The sequence below is a fragment of the Bradyrhizobium sp. ORS 111 genome, assembly GCF_045571485.1.
Classification (GTDB): Bacteria; Pseudomonadota; Alphaproteobacteria; order Rhizobiales; family Xanthobacteraceae; genus Bradyrhizobium.
The window spans coordinates 2321489-2338417 of the sequence record NZ_CP120701.1; the positions used below are offsets into that span (position 1 = coordinate 2321489).

Below are 16929 nucleotides of genomic sequence, written 5' to 3' on the forward strand. Positions count from 1 at the left end.
GGGGCCTACGCGCCGCGGCCCCTTCAGGCTGGGATGCCAGCTAGGGAATTTTCGATGCCCATATTTGGGGAGTATTCACCGCCCAGTGACACCCGCCGTTCCGACAGGCTCATGACGGCCTGCAGATGCGTGACCGCGGCGCGCGTGGCGGCGGGGCCATACCATTTTTGAAAGGAGCTCGCGAGGGGCGGCCGCATCGATCATCTGCTCGGCCAGAAGCTTCTTCAGCTTCACGTTCTCATCCTCCAGTGCCTTCAGCCGCTCGGCCTCCGACACCTCCATCCCGCCGAACTTGGCCTTCCATTTGTAGATGCTGGCGTCGCTGACGCCGTGCCTCCGGCACAGGTCGGCGACCGAAACGCTGGCCTCGTGCTCCTTCAAAATCCCGATGATCTGCTCTTCCGAAAAGCGGCTGTGGTTCATGCTCTGGTCCTTGTCGTGGGCCAGAACGAACTTCAAACTGGATTAAGCTCGTGGAGCAAGGTCAGCAGCTATCTATTATAAGCTGAAAAGTGGCCCAGCTGTAATCGCGAAGCGGACTACCAGCATCGATAGGTTCGTCCCTCCCGGTTCTAAGGTAAGTGCGTGGAGCCGCCCTGGAGGACGAGCCGTCAGAGAGTCGCGCGTTCCGCTCACCATGCCGGTAGCTAGGCAATCCGCGAAGCGTTGTTCATTTATCCACTTCTTTCCGCAGGAGACAGCCATGGGTAGAGCAATTGGCAAGTCACGTAACATGCAGGCCCTCGAAGCGCTAGAATCAAACGTCCGTACATATTCACGTTCGTTTCCGGCTATTTTCAGTCGGGCACGCGGCTCCATAATGTTGACGGAGGATGGTCGGAAGGTCATTGACTTTCTCTCCGGTGCCGGAGCGCTGAATTACGGTCACAATAATCACGAGATCAAAGCTGCTATTGTTGACTATTTGGCGTCAGATGCCGTCATCCACGGGCTTGATATGGCCACCCCTGCAAAGCTCGAATTTATGGAGACTTTCAGCTCTGTCATACTTCGGGAGCGGGGTCTACAATACCGTTTCCAATTCACGGGACCAACAGGTGCCAGCGCTGTCGAGGCAGCTCTAAATTTGTCACGCAAAGTGACCGGACGCCAAAATGTCATTTCATTCACGCGCGGATATCATGGCATGAGCTTAGGAGCTATAGCGGCGAGCGGGAATCGTTTTTATCGCACGGGCAGCGGTACTTCTTTGTCGGGCGCGACTTTCATGCCGTATGATGGTTATTTTGGACCAGCTGTTGATACGGCTGACTACGTGCGAAATATATTGATGGACGAAAACAGTGGCGTCGATTGGCCGGCTGCTATTCTCGTCGAAACCGTCCAGGGAGAAGGGGGGATAAACGTAGCTGACAGGCAATGGTTGCGATCGATTCATAGCATAGCAAAGAGTGTTGGCGCTCTTTTTGTAGTGGACGATATACAGATGGGCTGTGGCCGTACGGGCGACTTCTTCAGCTTCGAGTTCGCGGCGTTATCGCCAGATATAGTCGTACTGTCGAAGTCGCTAAGTGGGTTCGGTCTGCCATTGTCAATATTGCTTATCAAAGAGGAGGTCGACGTATGGCGGCCAGGAGAACACACAGGGACATTTCGAGGAAACAATCTTGCACTTGTATCTGCAAACGCGGCAATCGATATTTATTGGCGCGACCGGGTCTTCGCGGAGGGCGTTCAGCGCATGGGAGGACTCGTGCGACGCCGACTTGAGGCGATTGCATCCGAACATGGAAACAGTTTTGCTGTTCGAGGGCGAGGCCTAGCTTTGGGGTTTGATTGCCAAGTGACGGAAATCGCGGAGTCGACGACACGGAAGGCATTCGAGAAGGGATTAATTATCGAACGGTGTGGCCCAAATGATCAGGTCGTAAAATTCCTGCCTGCACTTACGATTGACCTTGAGACGCTAAATCATGGTCTTGAGATATTCGAGGAATCTCTGGCCGAGACAGTAAAGAGCTCGGGTGCGCCAGTGGCTTGTCCGCAGCGGAAGGATACTGACGAGCCTATGACTGCGTGAGAGCGAGCATTGGCTGACTACGGAGCTGTTCCTCGGCTATCATGCGATCCGAGTTTTTGCTTAGCAGGCTGTTGAAGAAGTCTCCAATCGGCGGGCGCTAAAAGGAATGTCGTCGCCGCCTTCGAGGCATATCTCACCTTCAAGCGAGCCATCGGCGAGCTCTTCTGCCCAACCGCTGCCTCTTGCGGGCTCCATCTCGTCGCTTCCGTCCCATGTGAACTCGACGGCATCGCCTTCGCAACGGCCATGTATTGCCCCCGTGAGACAATCCAGGGCGAACTCGCCGCCTTCGTTTGTAAACAGAATGTAAGAGCCCGATCCAGCCATGTCGTGATCGGGCGTTTCCACGACACGCCATTTGCCCCGTACGCTCATAACTGCACCGCTAGCAGCTTGGGCAGGCGGATCAGATTGTAGGCCGCGAGCGCCAACATGCGGATTCCGATGATCGCGCGCAGGTATTCCAATCTGATGCCGCGCAGCGTTCCGATCTGATCGCGCGCAGGTGAAGTACCCGATCGTTAAAGGCAATTGGCACTATCGTTAGCCCGTGGTCAAGCGGCTGCCGAAGAGATCGCGTCGCATGTTTGATGGTGTCGCTCGATGGAGCGAAGCTGACCGGACGCGCGCCCCCAACAGTGCCGTAGCGGCCGGTCAGCTTCGCGGGCTGCAGTCTCGGCCTTCATTGGCAGACCGCGTAATCAAGGCCGAGGAAGAACGGGCGGGCGACGCATGGAGTCACCGTTCAGTTCGAGCCTGTGAGCGTTGTGAAGCAGGCGATCGAGTATGGCATCAGCATAAGTTGGGTCGTTTATGAGCTCATGCCATTTGGCAATTGGAAGCTGGCTGGTGACGAGCGTCGACCGACGGCCGTAGCGATCTTCGAGGATTTCGAGCAGATGATGCCGCGCGTTGGCGTCGATGGCCTGGAGGCCCCAATCGTCCAAAATCAGGAGCTCGACGGCGGCTATGCTCTTCATCCGCGAGCTGAGTCGGCCGTCGCCCCGGGCAAGGTCCAGTTCTTCGAACAACCGCGGCAGCCGGGTGTAAAGTACCGAGTGGTTGTCCCGGCAGGCCTTGTGACCAAGTGCACAGCCAAGCCAACTTTTCCCGATGCCTGTCGGCCCGACAATGGCGCAATTCTCGTGGTTCTGATCCAGTCTCCCTTGAGCAGCATGTCGAACAAGCAGCGGTCGAGCCTACGGGGGGCGCGGTAGTCGATATCCTCGGGCACGGCATGATGACGCAGCTTTGCCTTACGAAGGCGAAGCGCCAGGCGCCGGTTGTTACGCCAGGTCGCTTCATGGTCCAGCAGCAGCGCCAACCATTCGGCGTGAGCGAGGCCATGGACCTCCTCGTTGTCGGCAAGGCTCTTAAAGGCCTCGGCCATGCCGGTAAGGCCGAGCTGGGTAAGCAAGTGGAGCGTGGGGTGTGTCAGCATTTTCTTCCCTATTAGTGGTAATAGTCCGAGCCTCTGATGTTGGTGTGTAGGATCGGCTCGCGCTCGGGGGACGTGGGCGTTGCAACGCGATCGAGCCCCTTCTCGAGGATCGATTTGACGCTCGGGTAGTTGCGAGCCTGGATCTCAATTGCGCGCAGCGCGGCCGCCTCGAGGCGCTCGGCGCCAAAGCGCTTCTCAAGCCGGATGATCCCCAGGCACGAACGATAGCCCTGTTCGGGATGCGGCCGATCCTCGATGATCCGGTCGATCAGCAGGCGCAGCATCGGGCCGATCCGGCTTGCCTCGCTGCGGATCTTTGCCGGCGTCCACTCGCCATAGCGCCGGTGGCTGGAGGGCATGTGGGCGCTGATCGTCGTGTGCCGCCCGTTGCCGCTGCCGCGCATATGCGCGGCAATACGCTCGCCCCCCAGGAAGATTTCAACCGTTCGCGCACAGATCCGCGCTTCTACCTCGCGACGGGCGAAGCGATAGGGCACCGAGTAGTAGTGTCGTTCGATCTCGACGTGATAGTCGAGCCCGACCCGGCATCGGCGCCATTCGGCATGGACCCACGGCTCGCCGGGAAGCGGTTTAAGATTCGGCGCGTCAATTTCCTCGAACAGCTGGCGCCGTGTGCGGCCATACTGGCGCAGCACCCGTCCGTCATTGAGCTTGGCCAGCCACTCGGCGATCGCACCGTTGAGTTCGGCCAGGCTGTAAAAAGTTCGGTTGCGCAGCCGCCCCAGCAGCCAGCGCTCGATGATTCCGACGCAGGCCTCAACCTTCGCCTTATCTCTCGGGCGACGCGGCCGTGCCGGCAAAATCGCCGTGCCGTAATGCTGCGCCATATCGCTGTAGCTGCGATTGACCATAGGGTCATAGAGGCAGGCCTTGATCACCGCGACCTTGGCGTTGTCGGGCACCAGCAGTTGCGTCGCGCCGCCAAAAAAGCTGTAGGCCGCGTTATGTCCCGCGATCCAGTCGCCGAGCTGCTCGGTCCACGTCGCCAGCGCGAACGACAAGCTGGATGCGCCCATGACCGCCACGAAGATGTGCGCGTCACGCACCTCGCCAGTCTTACGGTCAACCACCGGCACCGTGTCGCCGGCATAGTCGACAAACAATTTCTCGCCGCCGCCGTGGTGCTGGCGCATCACCAGCGGCAGCCGGCCTTCCCAATTGCGGAACAAGTCACAGAAGCGGCTGTACCGGTACCCGTCCGGATGCTCTGCAATGTACTCGTCCCACAGCACCTGCAGAGTCACATGCTTGCGCTTGAGCTCGCGGGCAACAACGGACCAGTCAGGCTCGGCCACCTTGCGACGACCGGGCTTCACGCCAGGCACCCCGTACAGCAGTTGCTCCAGCTCGGCGTCGCTTGTCGCTTCCGGGACCGGCCATGCCAGACCCGCGCACGCAAACCGCTTCAGCGTGTCACGTACCGTCGTCGGTCCGATGCCGACGCGCTCGCCAACCACGCGCGTCGAGAGCCCAGCCTCAAGGCTCAACCTCACAATCTCGCGCACCTGGCGCATGATAACCCTCCTCGTCGGCATCCAATCCTCCCAGCTGCTTCCAGCCGGAGAATTGGCCCAGCGATCGGGCCTCACACCATCCGAAACTGCGCGCGATCAAATCGGAATGCTGCGCGGAGAATGCTCGGAATGCTGCGCGCGATCATCTCGGAACCCTGCGCGCCATCAAGTCGGTACGGTGCGCACCATCATCTCGGAATCCGCACCAACGTAAAGACAGCGTCCACGCGCTCTCGTCCCCGCAGCCTTACCTCGGCCAGACCGGCGGAACTCTTGATCCACCCGAACACTTCCTCAATCCGCTTGCGGCAGCGTTGGCTGACCTCGTAGCCGGCATGGCGGGTGGTGCGGGCGTCAACCGCCATCTTGCGCTGAATTCCGGTCTTACTGAGGTGTCCGTCGATCGCGATATGCGGCGTCACCGATCGTTCTCTCAGGTCATGCACGAACTGCGTAACGTCATAGGCCTTGTTCGCGCCGAGCGTGATCCGCCGACCTCTGCGATGGCGACCATCAATCAACGCCAGCGCCGTCTCTCGTTCGGCAGTGCCGGTGGCCTGGCTCACGATGCCGCCGACCGCCAGGCCATGGCGGTTCTCCATCAGCGCATGCCCCATGTAGCAGAGTTTGGCCGGCTGCCCGTCGCCCTTCTTGTACAGCCGAGCCTCCGGGTCAGTCGTGCTTTGATGCGTCTCGTTTCAACGCTTCTCTTTGTGGAAGCTGCGCTCAGCGTTGCGTCCCGGACCTTCACTGTCGTTGTCGCCTCCATCCTTGCTGCGGAAGCTCTTGATCGAAGCCCACGCCTCGATCAGCGTGCCGTCCACCGAGAAGTGATCGCTCGACAACCGTCGCTTCACCTTCGGCTGAGCCAGTACCGCCGAAAGGAACTTAGCGGCGATCTCACCTTCTAGCAGCCGGTCGCGATTCTTCGAAAAGGTCGAGTGATCCCACACCGGATCGTCTACGCCCAGACCGACAAACCAGCGGAATAACAGGTCGAACTCCAGCCGCTCCATCAATCGTTCCGCGCGGATGCCGTAGAAGGCCTGCAACAACATCGCCCGAAGCAGCCTCTCCGGTGCAATCGAGGGTCGACCAAAGTCCGTGTAAAGCCCTGCAAATGCCTTCGATAGATCGCCCGGCGCAGTGTTCACAATCTCCCGGATCATCCGCAGAGGATGGTCCCGGCAAACCCGCGCTTCAAGATCCACGTAACTGAACAGCGATCCAGACCGCTCGTCCGAGCCCCGCATCCCGCACTCCCGATTCAATCATCGAGAGAATCACGTCCAATTCCATCTCGCCAGAGACTTTTTCAACGGCCTGTTCTAGAGCATTCGCCGATCATGTTGTAGGGTATTCCCGCGACCATGAAGTAGGCGCGGCATTCGGTTGGTGTGAACCTGTCGATGCTGCGGCCGATCGCATTCCAGAGCCGTCGACCGTTCGCGCTACGGCCTGGCGCAAGAGTGGCTTGAGCTTGGTGAATGCGTTCTCGATCGGATTGAAGTCAGGACCGTAAGGCGGCAGGTAAAGCAAACTTGCCCCTGCAGCTTCGATCATCTGGAGGACTCCTGGGGTGGACGCCTCCTGACGGCATCGCTGTGCCGTAAGCGGTTCTCTGTCCCCGACCTTGTCGGAAGCGAGCTGACCCGCAAGATAGGAACCGTCCGATACAGTACGGTTCGCATATGCGTATTTCGCAAAAACGGGACAGTGGTTTCGTTAACTAAGGGACAGTAGTTTTGCTAAATCGCGGACAGTGCTGCTGCGGCGGGCTTTTCGGTTGCCTGATTGAAGTCACTTAAGATTGGTTTCGCTGTTTTCGGTGCTGGTCAAGGGGGCGCGGCTTTTTCTTCCGCATGCTGTCGCCTTCGAGGGCGATGCGGTGCGCATTGTGGATGATCCGGTCGAGGATAGCGTCGGCGATGGTGGGTTCTCCGATCATGTCATGCCATTGCGCAACGGGCAGCTGGGCCGTGATCAGGGTGGATTTGCGCCTGTAGCGCTCTTCGAAGATTTCCAGGAGATCGAGGCGCTGCTGGTCATTGAGGGTGTGGGTGCCCCAATCGTCCACGATGAGCAACTGGACGCGCGCGAGCTTGTCGATCAGACGTGGGAAGCGACCGTCGAGGCGGGCCATGGCGAGGTCTTCGAACAGCCGTGGCATCCGCAAGTAGAGGACGGAATGATCGAGCCTGGCGGCCTGACGTCCGAAGGCACAGGCCAGCCAGGTTTTGCCGGTACCGGTCTGGCCGGTGACGATGAGGTTCTCATGGGCTTTGAGCCAGGCGCCTTGCGCCAGCTGCAGGGTGTTACGCCGATCAAGCCCGCGGCGGGACGCGAAGTCGATATCTTCGATACAGGCGTCGACGAAGCGCAGCTTTGCTGCGGCCAGGCGATTGGTCAGGCGTTTGTCGGCACGCGTGGCGGCTTCGCGATCGAGCATCAGGCCAAGCCACTCCTCCGGCTGAGATCGGCGGCATTGTCCTGTTCGGCCAATTGCCGGTAGGCGGCCGCCATTCCGGCCAGGCCGAGTGCCTGCATCTGGTCGAGGGTCGGGGGGGGCCAGTACGTGCTCATCTGGGACGAGTTGTTTGAGCGATCCAGTAATGAAGAGCTCCGGCTGATCCCGCTCCCCGCGCCCCAGCATCTTATTTGCTCAGCCGATCGCGAATCGCCGACGAGAACGGAATCCGTCAATTCCAACTTTTTCAGCACCGGTTGCTACACCACCAAAACGACCCGGCATGGCCCACGCAAACGGATTTTCATCTGTGGCTTGAACGTCTCTCGCCGAATCCGGGTCGAGCGTTTATCGAGGTTGCGCCTATGTCGTTCTCGCTATTAAAAATCAGCGAACGTTGAGATCGTTCCTTGAAGGGCGCTTGCTGCAACGGTATATGGGCTCGCCAGCCAGACTTGTCCCGGGCCCGATCGACCAGCAAAATTGCGGTTAGTGGCACTAATGGTCACCTGGCCTGCGTTTTCCGATTGGCCCGGCCCGCAATTGGCGCACGCACCGCAGCCAGGCATGAGCAAGACAGCGCCGACCTGCCGAAACGTATCGAGAAAACCGCGGTCCGCGCAATATTGATAGACGTCAAGTGTGCCAAACTGGAGAAACAATTTGGTTTCGGCAGCGACGCGTAAGCTGTGGTCGATACCCCATCGAAGAACTTCATAATATGCGTCAAAGTCGCTCCGCTTTCCTGCCGTGCAAGATCCCCCATACGCAATGTCGATCTTCACTGGCGCGGTCAGTTGCGTAATCGCGATCCCGTTACCGGGGTCGCCCGGACTGGCGACCATTGGGGACAGCGCCTCTGCCTCAACCCTAATCGTTGCGCGATATCGTGCATTGGGGTCGCTGGTCATCCATGGCTCGATGCGGAACTCGATGTCGCGGCGCTCGTGGAGGAAGGCGACTGTCTGTTCATCCGGTGCGACTATGCCCGTGAAGCCTCCAAGCTCAGCGACCATGTTCGTGAGCGTCGCGCGCTCGTCCACCGGCATTGATTGCACCGTGGAACCGCAGTATTCGAAGACGCAGCCAATACCCATTCCAGCGCGAATGTCAGGTCGCCGCAGCAGATGGAGTACGATATCCTTGGCTGTAACCCCACGAGGAAGCAAGCCATTAATCTCTATGCGCAGTGTCTCAGGAACTTTGCATCTCACGTAGCCGGTAACCCAGCTATTGGCCATGTCGGTAGCGCCCACGCCAAAGGCTAGGCATCCCAGCGCGCCGCAATGGGGGGTATGGGAATCTGTCCCGACGATGACTTGTCCCGGCAGCGCGTAGCGCTCTGCCATGATGGCGTGGCAGATTCCTTCTGAGCCGGTGCCATCCTGCAAAGCTCCATGAGACCGAACAGGATATTGCCTCGTAAACCGATGGTGGCCCTCCTCCAGCTCGGCCACATCGTCTAACAGGCCATCCCGCTGGTGCGGGATACTTTGCTGCGCTAGTACCAAATGGTCGTGAAAGGCAACGACGCGATCAGGCTCAAAGAGCGCCGCTGGCTCTCCAAACTCCTTGTGCATGAAGTGTGCGGCCATTCCGGTAAAGTAATCGTGGCTGAAACGCCAGTCGGCACTCACGAAAATGCCGGTGCCGGGTTCAAAATGCCGTGTTTCTGGGTGCAAGCGTCGCGCAAGAATCTTTTCAATTAGTGTTCTGGGTAATACTACGCTTGTGTCCCCGCATTGAACGACTGGTGTTGTCCAGACCTGCGACCGAGCGTAGGGCAATAATCCACCCGCCCGAACTACGCGGCAGGTTAGATCGTCACGCCGTTCAAGAAATTCCTGGATTGGAATCGGCTGGCCAGCCTCTATGCGGTCGATGAGCGAGAAGTTTGTGCTCGTTAGAATACCGACGTTGTCGCAGTTTTGCTGGTAAATCCGTTCGAAGCTCTCCGCGATAATCAGACGTATGCCCGCGTGAAGCTCAGCTAAGGGACTCGATTCCCGCGACGAACCCTTGCCGTACCGCTTGCCCGCGACCGTGACTGCAAAGCCCCCACGGCGCACGTCATCAACGCCGATCGGGTACTCGCCCCGCGTTTCGAAACCAACATAGGGATATCGTCCGAGCCTCTCGTCAAAAGAAAACATCACCGTTACTGGCGTAATCTCATCTGTTGAGACGTTGTCACGTAATTTGCCGGCAGTTGTTATGCTCAGCGATTGTCCCCGCAGTTGCGCCAGAACAAGCGCGGGATCTTCCGCTAGAAAGAGTACGCGGCCGGTGATGCAGATGAGGTTATCCGCTGGTGTGTGCGAGTGGCTCATGAATGAAGCTTAGCCCAGAGGCTATGAAGCCGGGCTCACGAAAATAACGAAGACCCCCTTCTTGAAGGGCGATTTCGAGGTCTGATGAGACAGTGCTAATGCCGTCTCTTCATGGCAAAGACACTCTACAACAAGCTTTGGGAATCGTACGTCGTGACTACCGAACAGGACGACACAGGGGGCTCTGGTAATCCACCTACGGCAGGTGCTGATCATAAATGGATTCCCGCCATCGCGCGAAGAAATTGATGCAGTTCGCGAGATGCGTGATGCGAGCCATGGATACTGGGAGCGTTTCCAGATCGCTGCTGAACGGTATGCAGGTGATCGTGCGCCGCGAAGACGCGAAGAGGGGGTGATCATGTGATACCAAGTCGAGCAGCCATGCTGCTCAAGTGATGGGAGTGGATCCCTCGAACTCGAATGGCAAGATCTGGGTTCAAACCACCGGAAGCTGCTTGGTGCAATGCCCGAGGTGATGAGCGTTTCGGAAAAGGCAGAACTCGACTCTGTCAGGTGAAAACCAAGGAGACGAGCGAAAGAAAGTGCGCCGGGAGACCGGTGGTGCGAGCCCACTGCGATGAAGGAATCGCAGCCCACATCGGCCCGAGCCCAGCGCAGACATCCGCGAGGATGCCGGCGAAGCGTCGGTAGGGGAGCGTATAGCCAGACAATGAGCCGCGAAGCCGTTCTGATCCCGGGCGCCGACGCCGTTTGCTTGTCGGAAGGCAAAACGGGAGGGCGCGTACGTCGGGCCCACTCTGAGTTACGACTTTCGAAGCCATGCATTTGGAGCGCAAGTAAGATTGTCGCCAAACGCATCAGTGTAATAAGTATCGACTAAGAATCCTAATTGCTCAACCAACTGCAAGCCATCGATAATCTCTTTATCTGCCCTTATAGGATCGTCTTCAATTACATAATAGTCTCCTGACGCTAGAAAGCGGTTCAGGTACGAAAATATCGAAAATACTTGCACGTGCGCGTCGTCGGTCACAAGCCAAGGATGAGGTAGCCCCGTCAACAGTTTTTCGTCGAACGTGGCAACGTCCGAAAGGTCAATCTGATGAAAGGTAAGAAGTGGATGCTTTGCGTCTTCATGGATACATTTGGTGTGCAAATCGAACGAGTGAACTTCACCAGGATTCTCACAAAGCATCGACATATGATCGGCAAACCACAATCCGCTGCCACCCTGATAGGAACCGAGCTCCAGAATTGTTTTCGGCTGGAGTTCCCAAATAAGCCTTGTATACAGAGCCAGATCAAAAGGGGTTTTGATAGTTATTAAGCCTTTGTAGGTCAGCGCCAAGGCTCCAACCTTTGTGGTGCGCTTGTGAAAATTCCTTGGGTGCATGGATGACATCCATCCTCGTGCCGATGGCTTTGCAAAGCGGTCAGAATGGTCAGCATTCACGACGTTGCTTATTCCGAGTCCCATATCAAGAAGTCCCATTGGAGCTATTTGATCGGGGTAGTTCTCATGGACGGCCTCCCAAAAAGCTTTGTATCCGGAAGCGAGTTTCATAGGTCTATCTCCGTATTGCGCCCGTCATGTGTCCCGAAAGTGGGTAACCGTAGCCTTGATCAGGTTCACCGCGATGGCCGCGGCTTGGGTGATCTAGCCGCGAAACTGCCCGCTCGCGCTAAAGCTCAACAGGGCCTCGTGCCCCGTTCGTCCAGCAATCGGCGTGCCACTTGGGGAATACGGTGCTCGCCTGCCTCACGAGGGTGAAATACGCATGGGTCCCAGCAAGCCCCGCTGGAACGGCCGCGCCCCTTGTCTGGTTCGCGACATCGGCGTCATTAACTAGGCATCGATGGTAGACGCCATTGTAGTGATATAGCCCAAATACTCAATTCAGTCCTTCTAAACATTACAGTCGGTGCGCCGGGAGACCGGCAAGGAGTAGGTGGTGGAAGTCCACTACGATGAAGGGGGTACCGACCCACATCGGCCCCGAGCCGTGCGCAGGCATCCGTGAGGATGTCGGCGAAGCGTTGGCGGGGGAGCGCACAGGCCAGCCATCGAGCTGCGAAAGAGCACGCGCCGGACGCAGACCCGGCTCGCGTGACCCAGGCGCTGGACCGCGTACGGCAAGCTGCAAAGCTTGGGAAGAAAGAGCGGTTCACGGCGCTTCTCCACCATATCAACAATGACACGCTCCGTTTGGCGTTCTACGCGCTCAAGCGCAAAACAGCCCCCGGCCCGGCGTGGACGGTGTGACATGGCAGGACTTCGAGACAGACCTTGAGCCTCGGCTTGAGGATCTGAACGCTCGGGTCCACCGAGGAGCGTAAGGCATTCGCACACAGACTGTCGAAGGTCCTCTCTCTGGTTATCATGATCTTGCCAAGGTCGATATGGTGGACCGCCTGAACTGACAACTGCGGGGCTGGGGCGGCCTTCTATAAGTACACGGACTTCACTGCGACCACGTTCCGGCACATCGATCATGTCGTGATCTGGAAAATGGCGCACTGGCGGCGAGAAAGTATCGGAGTCGCATCAACCCACTGATGCGGAGCTGGTATCGAGCACCAGTCGCTGGGCAAGCCAAGACCTGGTTTGTCCACGGGGTCAGTGAACGAGGCCAACGTGTCGGGAAAGCATTGCACCGATTGGTATCCAGTCCAAAGGGGCAGTTCCGATCGAGAAATCCGGTAGCAAATCCCTACACCTTCAGGGAGGAGCCCAGGAAGACCATCACCTCGCGATATCAGGATGTCGCAATGGCCATGGGCCAGACTTGCACGGAGAGCCGTACGCGCTGAAAGGTGCCCGTACGGTTCGGGGAGGAGAAAGCGCTTACCCGTGCTGCGCAATCGAAATCGAGGACCGTGCGATTTGTGACCCAGTAAGACTGGGTGCTAGAGTGAGGGAGCATCGGTTTGGAAAAGGAAAGTGACGCATGAGGAAAGACCTTATCTTCGACAGACAGGAATATGCAACTCGCTTGGCGGCGGTAAAGAACGAAATGACAAGGCGGAGGATCGATGTTCTGCTTGTGTCCGAGCCTCCTAGCCAAAACTATCTAACGGGATATGACGCCTATTCCTTCTACACTCCGCAGATCGCGATTGTGGCGCTCGGTCACCCCGAACCGATTTTCATCACCCGCTTTCAGGACCGCGTGTCGGCTGTGAGGACTACCTACCTCGCTGACGACAACATTCGCGGATTTCCAGACAAGTATGTTAATTCCCCGGAATTTTCGGCGTACGATTACATGGCCGATGTAGTGAAAGAAATTGGTGGGGACAAATCGAGAATTGGCGTCGAAATGGGAGGGTATTACTATTCGGCTCGTGCGCACGCTGATTTAACGAGGGCACTACCCCACGCAGAATTTGTCGATGCCGATCTGCTTGTAAACTGGATAAGGTTAGTGAAAAGTCCGGCGGAAGTGGCGCTAATGCGTCAAGCGGGACAAGTCGCTGATGCCCAGATCAAGTGCGCAGTCGATATGATCGAGCCGGGTGTACGTGAGTGTGAGATCGCGGCCGCCATCTGTCATCAGCAGATACTGGGTACGCGCGAATTTTCCGGAAGTTATGATAGCGCGGCTCTGATGTTTGGTGTCGGCGACCGCGCGCTTGAGCCGCACCCGGCGTGGACAGACAACCCGCTGCCGACGTCGACAACCGTCTATATGGAGGTGCACGGGGTGCGGCACCGCTACCAAGTCAATCTGGCGCGGACTGTCTCAGTTGGTACGCCGTCGAGCACGCAACAAAAGCTCGCCGACTTCGCCATCGAGGCTCTTAACGCGGCCTTGGAAAGTGTTCGACCAGGCCACACTTGCTCGGAAGTCCACGCCGTATTCCAGGAGACTCTCGCCCGTCATGGATATGAAAAGGAGGGACGACTCGGTTATCCACAAGGAATTGGCTATCCGCCCGCTTCTGCCGAGCGGACTGCGAGCCTGCGTAAAGCAGATCATACAGTACTTCGGCCGGGAATGTGCTTCCACATGATGCCCGGCCTGTGGTTGGACAACATCAGCGTTGCCATCAGCCAACCGTTCGTCGTGACCGAGAACGGCCACGAGCCGCTAACCTCAACCCCTCGAAAGCTGTTCATTAAATGAGGCAGTAGCAATCGTACTTCGGTTTTTGGGGTGGTCGCATGAGTGGGTTCCAGGATCTTTGACCATGCGCGAGCGTATGAGGTGGTCTTTCGTAGACCAAACCTGACGATGTGGCTCGGATCAACGAGGACCTCAATGCTGCGAAGCGTCCTTGGCTGCCTTCAGATGAGGCCGGCGCGCCCGCGCGTAAGCACCATCTGGTGAACCAAAGGCGGGCTGACCCGAAAGTATTCTTGCATGTCGGTTTTGGCCGGAGGTCTGCGATGCAGACGCGCATAGACCTAGCTCCTGTTCGCTCCCTGAGGTGACGGGCGGCCCGCCGGCGGCAAGCTCCTATCAAGGGTTGCGCCGGATGGTCCGGCGCCGAGCCTCAAGCATGGGGACCGTCGCGCTGTTTGGCTATCAACTTGAACGAAGGCTGGAAGAAGTTCGCGAACAGCCGCGCCGATCGGTAGAGTTGAGCAAGCAGTGTAGCCGCCTCCAGGCCCTCGAACCGGCGATAGCCGACCATCCTGCGCACGACCGCGCCGTTCTTCTGCTCGACGAACGCCTGGTCGTTCTTGCGGTAGGGCCGGCAACGCGTGAGGACGATGTTGCCCGCATCGCAGTAGGCCTTCAGCGTCTCGTTCATAAACACGGTGTCGTTGTCCGTATCGAGGCCGAGCAGCGCGAAGGGCAATTGTTTGCGCAATTCCGTCAGCACAGTGCTCAGCAGCGTCTGTTCGCGCACAATCAATGGAGCGCACTCTGTCCAACCGGTCGCGACGTCGGTGAGCACGAGGATCTGGATGAAGCTGCCGCGCGCCGATGGACCGCTGTGCGCTACGAGGTCCGCTTCGACAAAACCCGGCGCCGGATCGTTCCAATCTGCCGACGTCCGTATTGAAATCCTGCGACGCAAGGCGTGCGTCGCGGGCCGCCGGCGCTTGCGACCTAACCCGTATCGCACCCCGCGCCAATGCGCGGTCGATCGTCGCAGCGCTCATGGCCAGAAGTTTGTCGCGGATCTCGGGAGCGAGGTCGAGGTGGCCGTGCCGTTCCATCGCCTCGATCAGCGCAGGCATCAACGCCTTCAGCCGCTTCCCGCAGATCCGGTCTGACGCCTCCCAAAGAAGCGCGAGCGCGTTGTGTTCCGCCTCGGAATAGACTCGACGTCGCGCCCGCCGACCTGGGCGTACGTCTTCCTGACCTCGAAGCAGTCGCATCGCGTGCTTGCGATGGAATCCGGTGATGTCGACGAACTCGTCCAATATCCGCGCCTTCTTCGCGCGATCCGACGTCCGATAGCGCGCGCTACCGCCGCCGTCAGTTCCTTCCGCGTCGCCATGCTCAGCTACCCCATCTTTGCCCCCGCTCGTTCCCAGTCCAAGGGAGCAATTTACGTGAGGCAACGGCTCAGCATCCGGTAACATTTAGGGCGAGGCAATGCGCGCTCCCATCTTGATTGCCGCGCGGCACGCGCAGGCCAACAAGACGGCGCGGATCATTTGGGCGCTTCTGAACAAGGGCGGGACGTACCGGCGTCCCGACCCACTGACTGCCGCGGCCGCCGCCTGATGGACGCACTGACCGCCAAAGCGATCTGACCGGCGCAGGCCGGCAGAGGGTAAGGTGCAACAACAGCCGATGAACCCATGGGACCACATCCCCAAGCGAGTGAAGCTACCGCCCCCAATGCGCTCAAACGCGTAAACTTGATTTAGCTCCTCGTTCCGCGGATCTCATCGAGGCCAGCGGCCATGTGCCGCGCGCAAAGGCGGACGTATGACCTCACCGTTCCAATCTGTGAAATCGACTGAAAAAGCTCTTGCCACGCGGACTGTTCCACATATGGGGGCAAGGTCAGGCGTCATGGGTGTTTCGGTGACAACCGCAAAGGAGTTATTGGACGCGTTGGCGGACGCGCCCGAAGCGAAATAGCCCGTCTGATTGAAGCTCTATGGGTTACGGTTAGTGCGAGGCAGATCGGCACCTACTTTCTGCCAATCGAAGATGATCGACGAGCTGCCGAGTGATGATCGGCAGCGCAGCGAAGTCTCGGGACACAAGATTCAAAGAGCGCATGGCCCAAAGATCTCGAAGCTTTACGCATACAAGGTTGCCCACACCGCGCGTTAGTTTGAATGCTCGACGAGGCATGATCCCGATGCCCAAGCCATTTTGTATCATTCGACACATTGCATCGAGACTCGTTACTTGAACTCGAAGCTGGACGTGCCGGTTTGCGGCGGACGCTGCATCACACATAGCAAGCGCTATCGAGCTGTTGTTATGCAAGCCAACGTGATCGAAGTCGAGCGTCGTATCGAACGACACTGCTGTTTGCCGAGCCAACGCGTGTTTGCGCGGCACTACCAAGACGAGTTCATCCTTTCGATAGGGAAGCGTTTGTAACGCCGGGCGTGTCGAAATTGCGCTCGCGCTACAAATGCCGAGGTCCGTGGACCCCTGTTGGACGGCTCTAACGATGTCCAGGCTGAGATGTTCCTCCATATCGATTTTCACATTCGGGCGCGACTTGACGAACGTGCCAAGATCTTCCGGAAGATACTGAACAATTGCCGAGATGTTGGCCTGCATCCTGACATGTCCTCGAACGCCTTCTCCATATTCAGTGAGATCGACCCGCAACTTTTGCAATCCCAAAAGAAGGGATCGAGCGTGAGGGAGGAGCATCTCGCCAGCAGGCGTAAGGTCGACGCCCTTAGTATGGCGATAGAGCAACTGTGCGCCGACGACCGCCTCGAGATCAGTGAGCCTTTTGCTGATCGCGGAGACCGCAACCGACTCTCGCTCGGCCGCCTTGCCGATGGAGCCCAACTCGCAAACGGCTACGAACAGCTGAAGCGAAAGTATATCGATACGCCGGGCGAATGATCGGTCGGACAAGCGTACCATACGGGCAATCGAGGTTTGATGTGGGCTGTTAGTTTATGGCGCTACAAACCGATCGAGCAAGAAGCAGCTGAGAACAGGATGAATAGCCACGCTCGTTCGATTCGGGTTCCGGATCGAAGTGCGTTT

Annotated in this window: 8 protein-coding genes and 6 pseudogenes; 3 read left to right on the top strand and 11 right to left on the bottom strand. The window is 58.2% G+C overall.

Going from position 1 to position 16929, the window contains the following annotated elements; genetic code table 11:
* Nucleotides 1-92: 92 nt before the first annotated feature.
* Nucleotides 93-423, bottom strand: a pseudogene (locus P6U30_RS10750) (transposase); the annotation flags it as partial.
* A gap of 310 nt (nt 424-733) precedes the next feature.
* On the opposite strand from P6U30_RS10750, the gene ectB reads away from it, so the two are divergent.
* Nucleotides 734-2041: a diaminobutyrate--2-oxoglutarate transaminase gene (gene ectB / locus P6U30_RS10755; RefSeq protein ID WP_407170420.1), complete on the top strand. Its 1308-nt coding sequence runs from the start codon at nt 734-736 to the stop codon at nt 2039-2041.
* A 60-nt stretch (nt 2042-2101) separates the two neighbouring features.
* Here the strand turns inward: ectB and P6U30_RS10760 are convergent, their stop codons facing one another.
* The 8 genes and pseudogenes from P6U30_RS10760 to P6U30_RS10795 form a co-directional block, all read right to left on the bottom strand.
* Nucleotides 2102-2368, bottom strand: a complete 267-nt coding sequence (locus P6U30_RS10760) for a hypothetical protein (RefSeq protein ID WP_407169140.1) — start codon at nt 2366-2368, stop codon at nt 2102-2104.
* Nucleotides 2369-2742: 374 nt separating this feature from the next.
* A pseudogene (istB, locus tag P6U30_RS10765) lies at nt 2743-3482 on the bottom strand (IS21-like element helper ATPase IstB).
* Between the two features lie 11 nt (nt 3483-3493).
* Nucleotides 3494-5017, bottom strand: coding sequence for an IS21 family transposase (istA, locus tag P6U30_RS10770; RefSeq protein WP_407169141.1), 1524 nt, complete (start codon nt 5015-5017; stop codon nt 3494-3496).
* Between the two features lie 188 nt (nt 5018-5205).
* Nucleotides 5206-6270 (bottom strand): annotated as a pseudogene (locus P6U30_RS10775) (IS5 family transposase).
* Between the two features lie 62 nt (nt 6271-6332).
* Nucleotides 6333-6595, bottom strand: a pseudogene (locus tag P6U30_RS10780) (transposase); the annotation flags it as partial.
* Nucleotides 6596-6821: 226 nt separating this feature from the next.
* Nucleotides 6822-7600: pseudogene (istB, locus tag P6U30_RS10785) on the bottom strand (IS21-like element helper ATPase IstB).
* A gap of 264 nt (nt 7601-7864) precedes the next feature.
* Nucleotides 7865-9814 carry an aconitase family protein gene (locus P6U30_RS10790; RefSeq protein ID WP_407169142.1) on the bottom strand — a complete coding sequence of 650 codons (1950 nt, stop codon included), beginning with the start codon at nt 9812-9814 and terminating at the stop codon, nt 7865-7867.
* Between the two features lie 766 nt (nt 9815-10580).
* Nucleotides 10581-11342, bottom strand: coding sequence for a CmcI family methyltransferase (locus P6U30_RS10795; protein ID WP_407169143.1), 762 nt, complete (start codon nt 11340-11342; stop codon nt 10581-10583).
* Nucleotides 11343-12726: 1384 nt separating this feature from the next.
* Here P6U30_RS10795 and P6U30_RS10800 point away from each other — a divergent pair.
* Nucleotides 12727-13905 carry a M24 family metallopeptidase gene (locus tag P6U30_RS10800; protein WP_407169144.1) on the top strand — a complete coding sequence of 393 codons (1179 nt, stop codon included), beginning with the start codon at nt 12727-12729 and terminating at the stop codon, nt 13903-13905.
* Between the two features lie 382 nt (nt 13906-14287).
* Here the strand turns inward: P6U30_RS10800 and P6U30_RS10805 are convergent.
* Nucleotides 14288-15232, bottom strand: a pseudogene (locus P6U30_RS10805) (ISNCY family transposase); the annotation flags it as partial.
* A 98-nt stretch (nt 15233-15330) separates the two neighbouring features.
* On the opposite strand from P6U30_RS10805, the gene P6U30_RS10810 reads away from it, so the two are divergent.
* Nucleotides 15331-15462, top strand: a complete 132-nt coding sequence (locus P6U30_RS10810) for a hypothetical protein (RefSeq protein WP_407169145.1) — start codon at nt 15331-15333, stop codon at nt 15460-15462.
* Nucleotides 15463-15855: 393 nt separating this feature from the next.
* On the opposite strand, the gene P6U30_RS10815 is transcribed toward P6U30_RS10810, so the two are convergent.
* A complete protein-coding gene (locus tag P6U30_RS10815; RefSeq protein ID WP_407169146.1) occupies nt 15856-16803 on the bottom strand; it encodes a LysR family transcriptional regulator in 948 nt (315 codons plus the stop codon).
* Between the last annotated feature and the right edge of the window lie 126 nt (nt 16804-16929).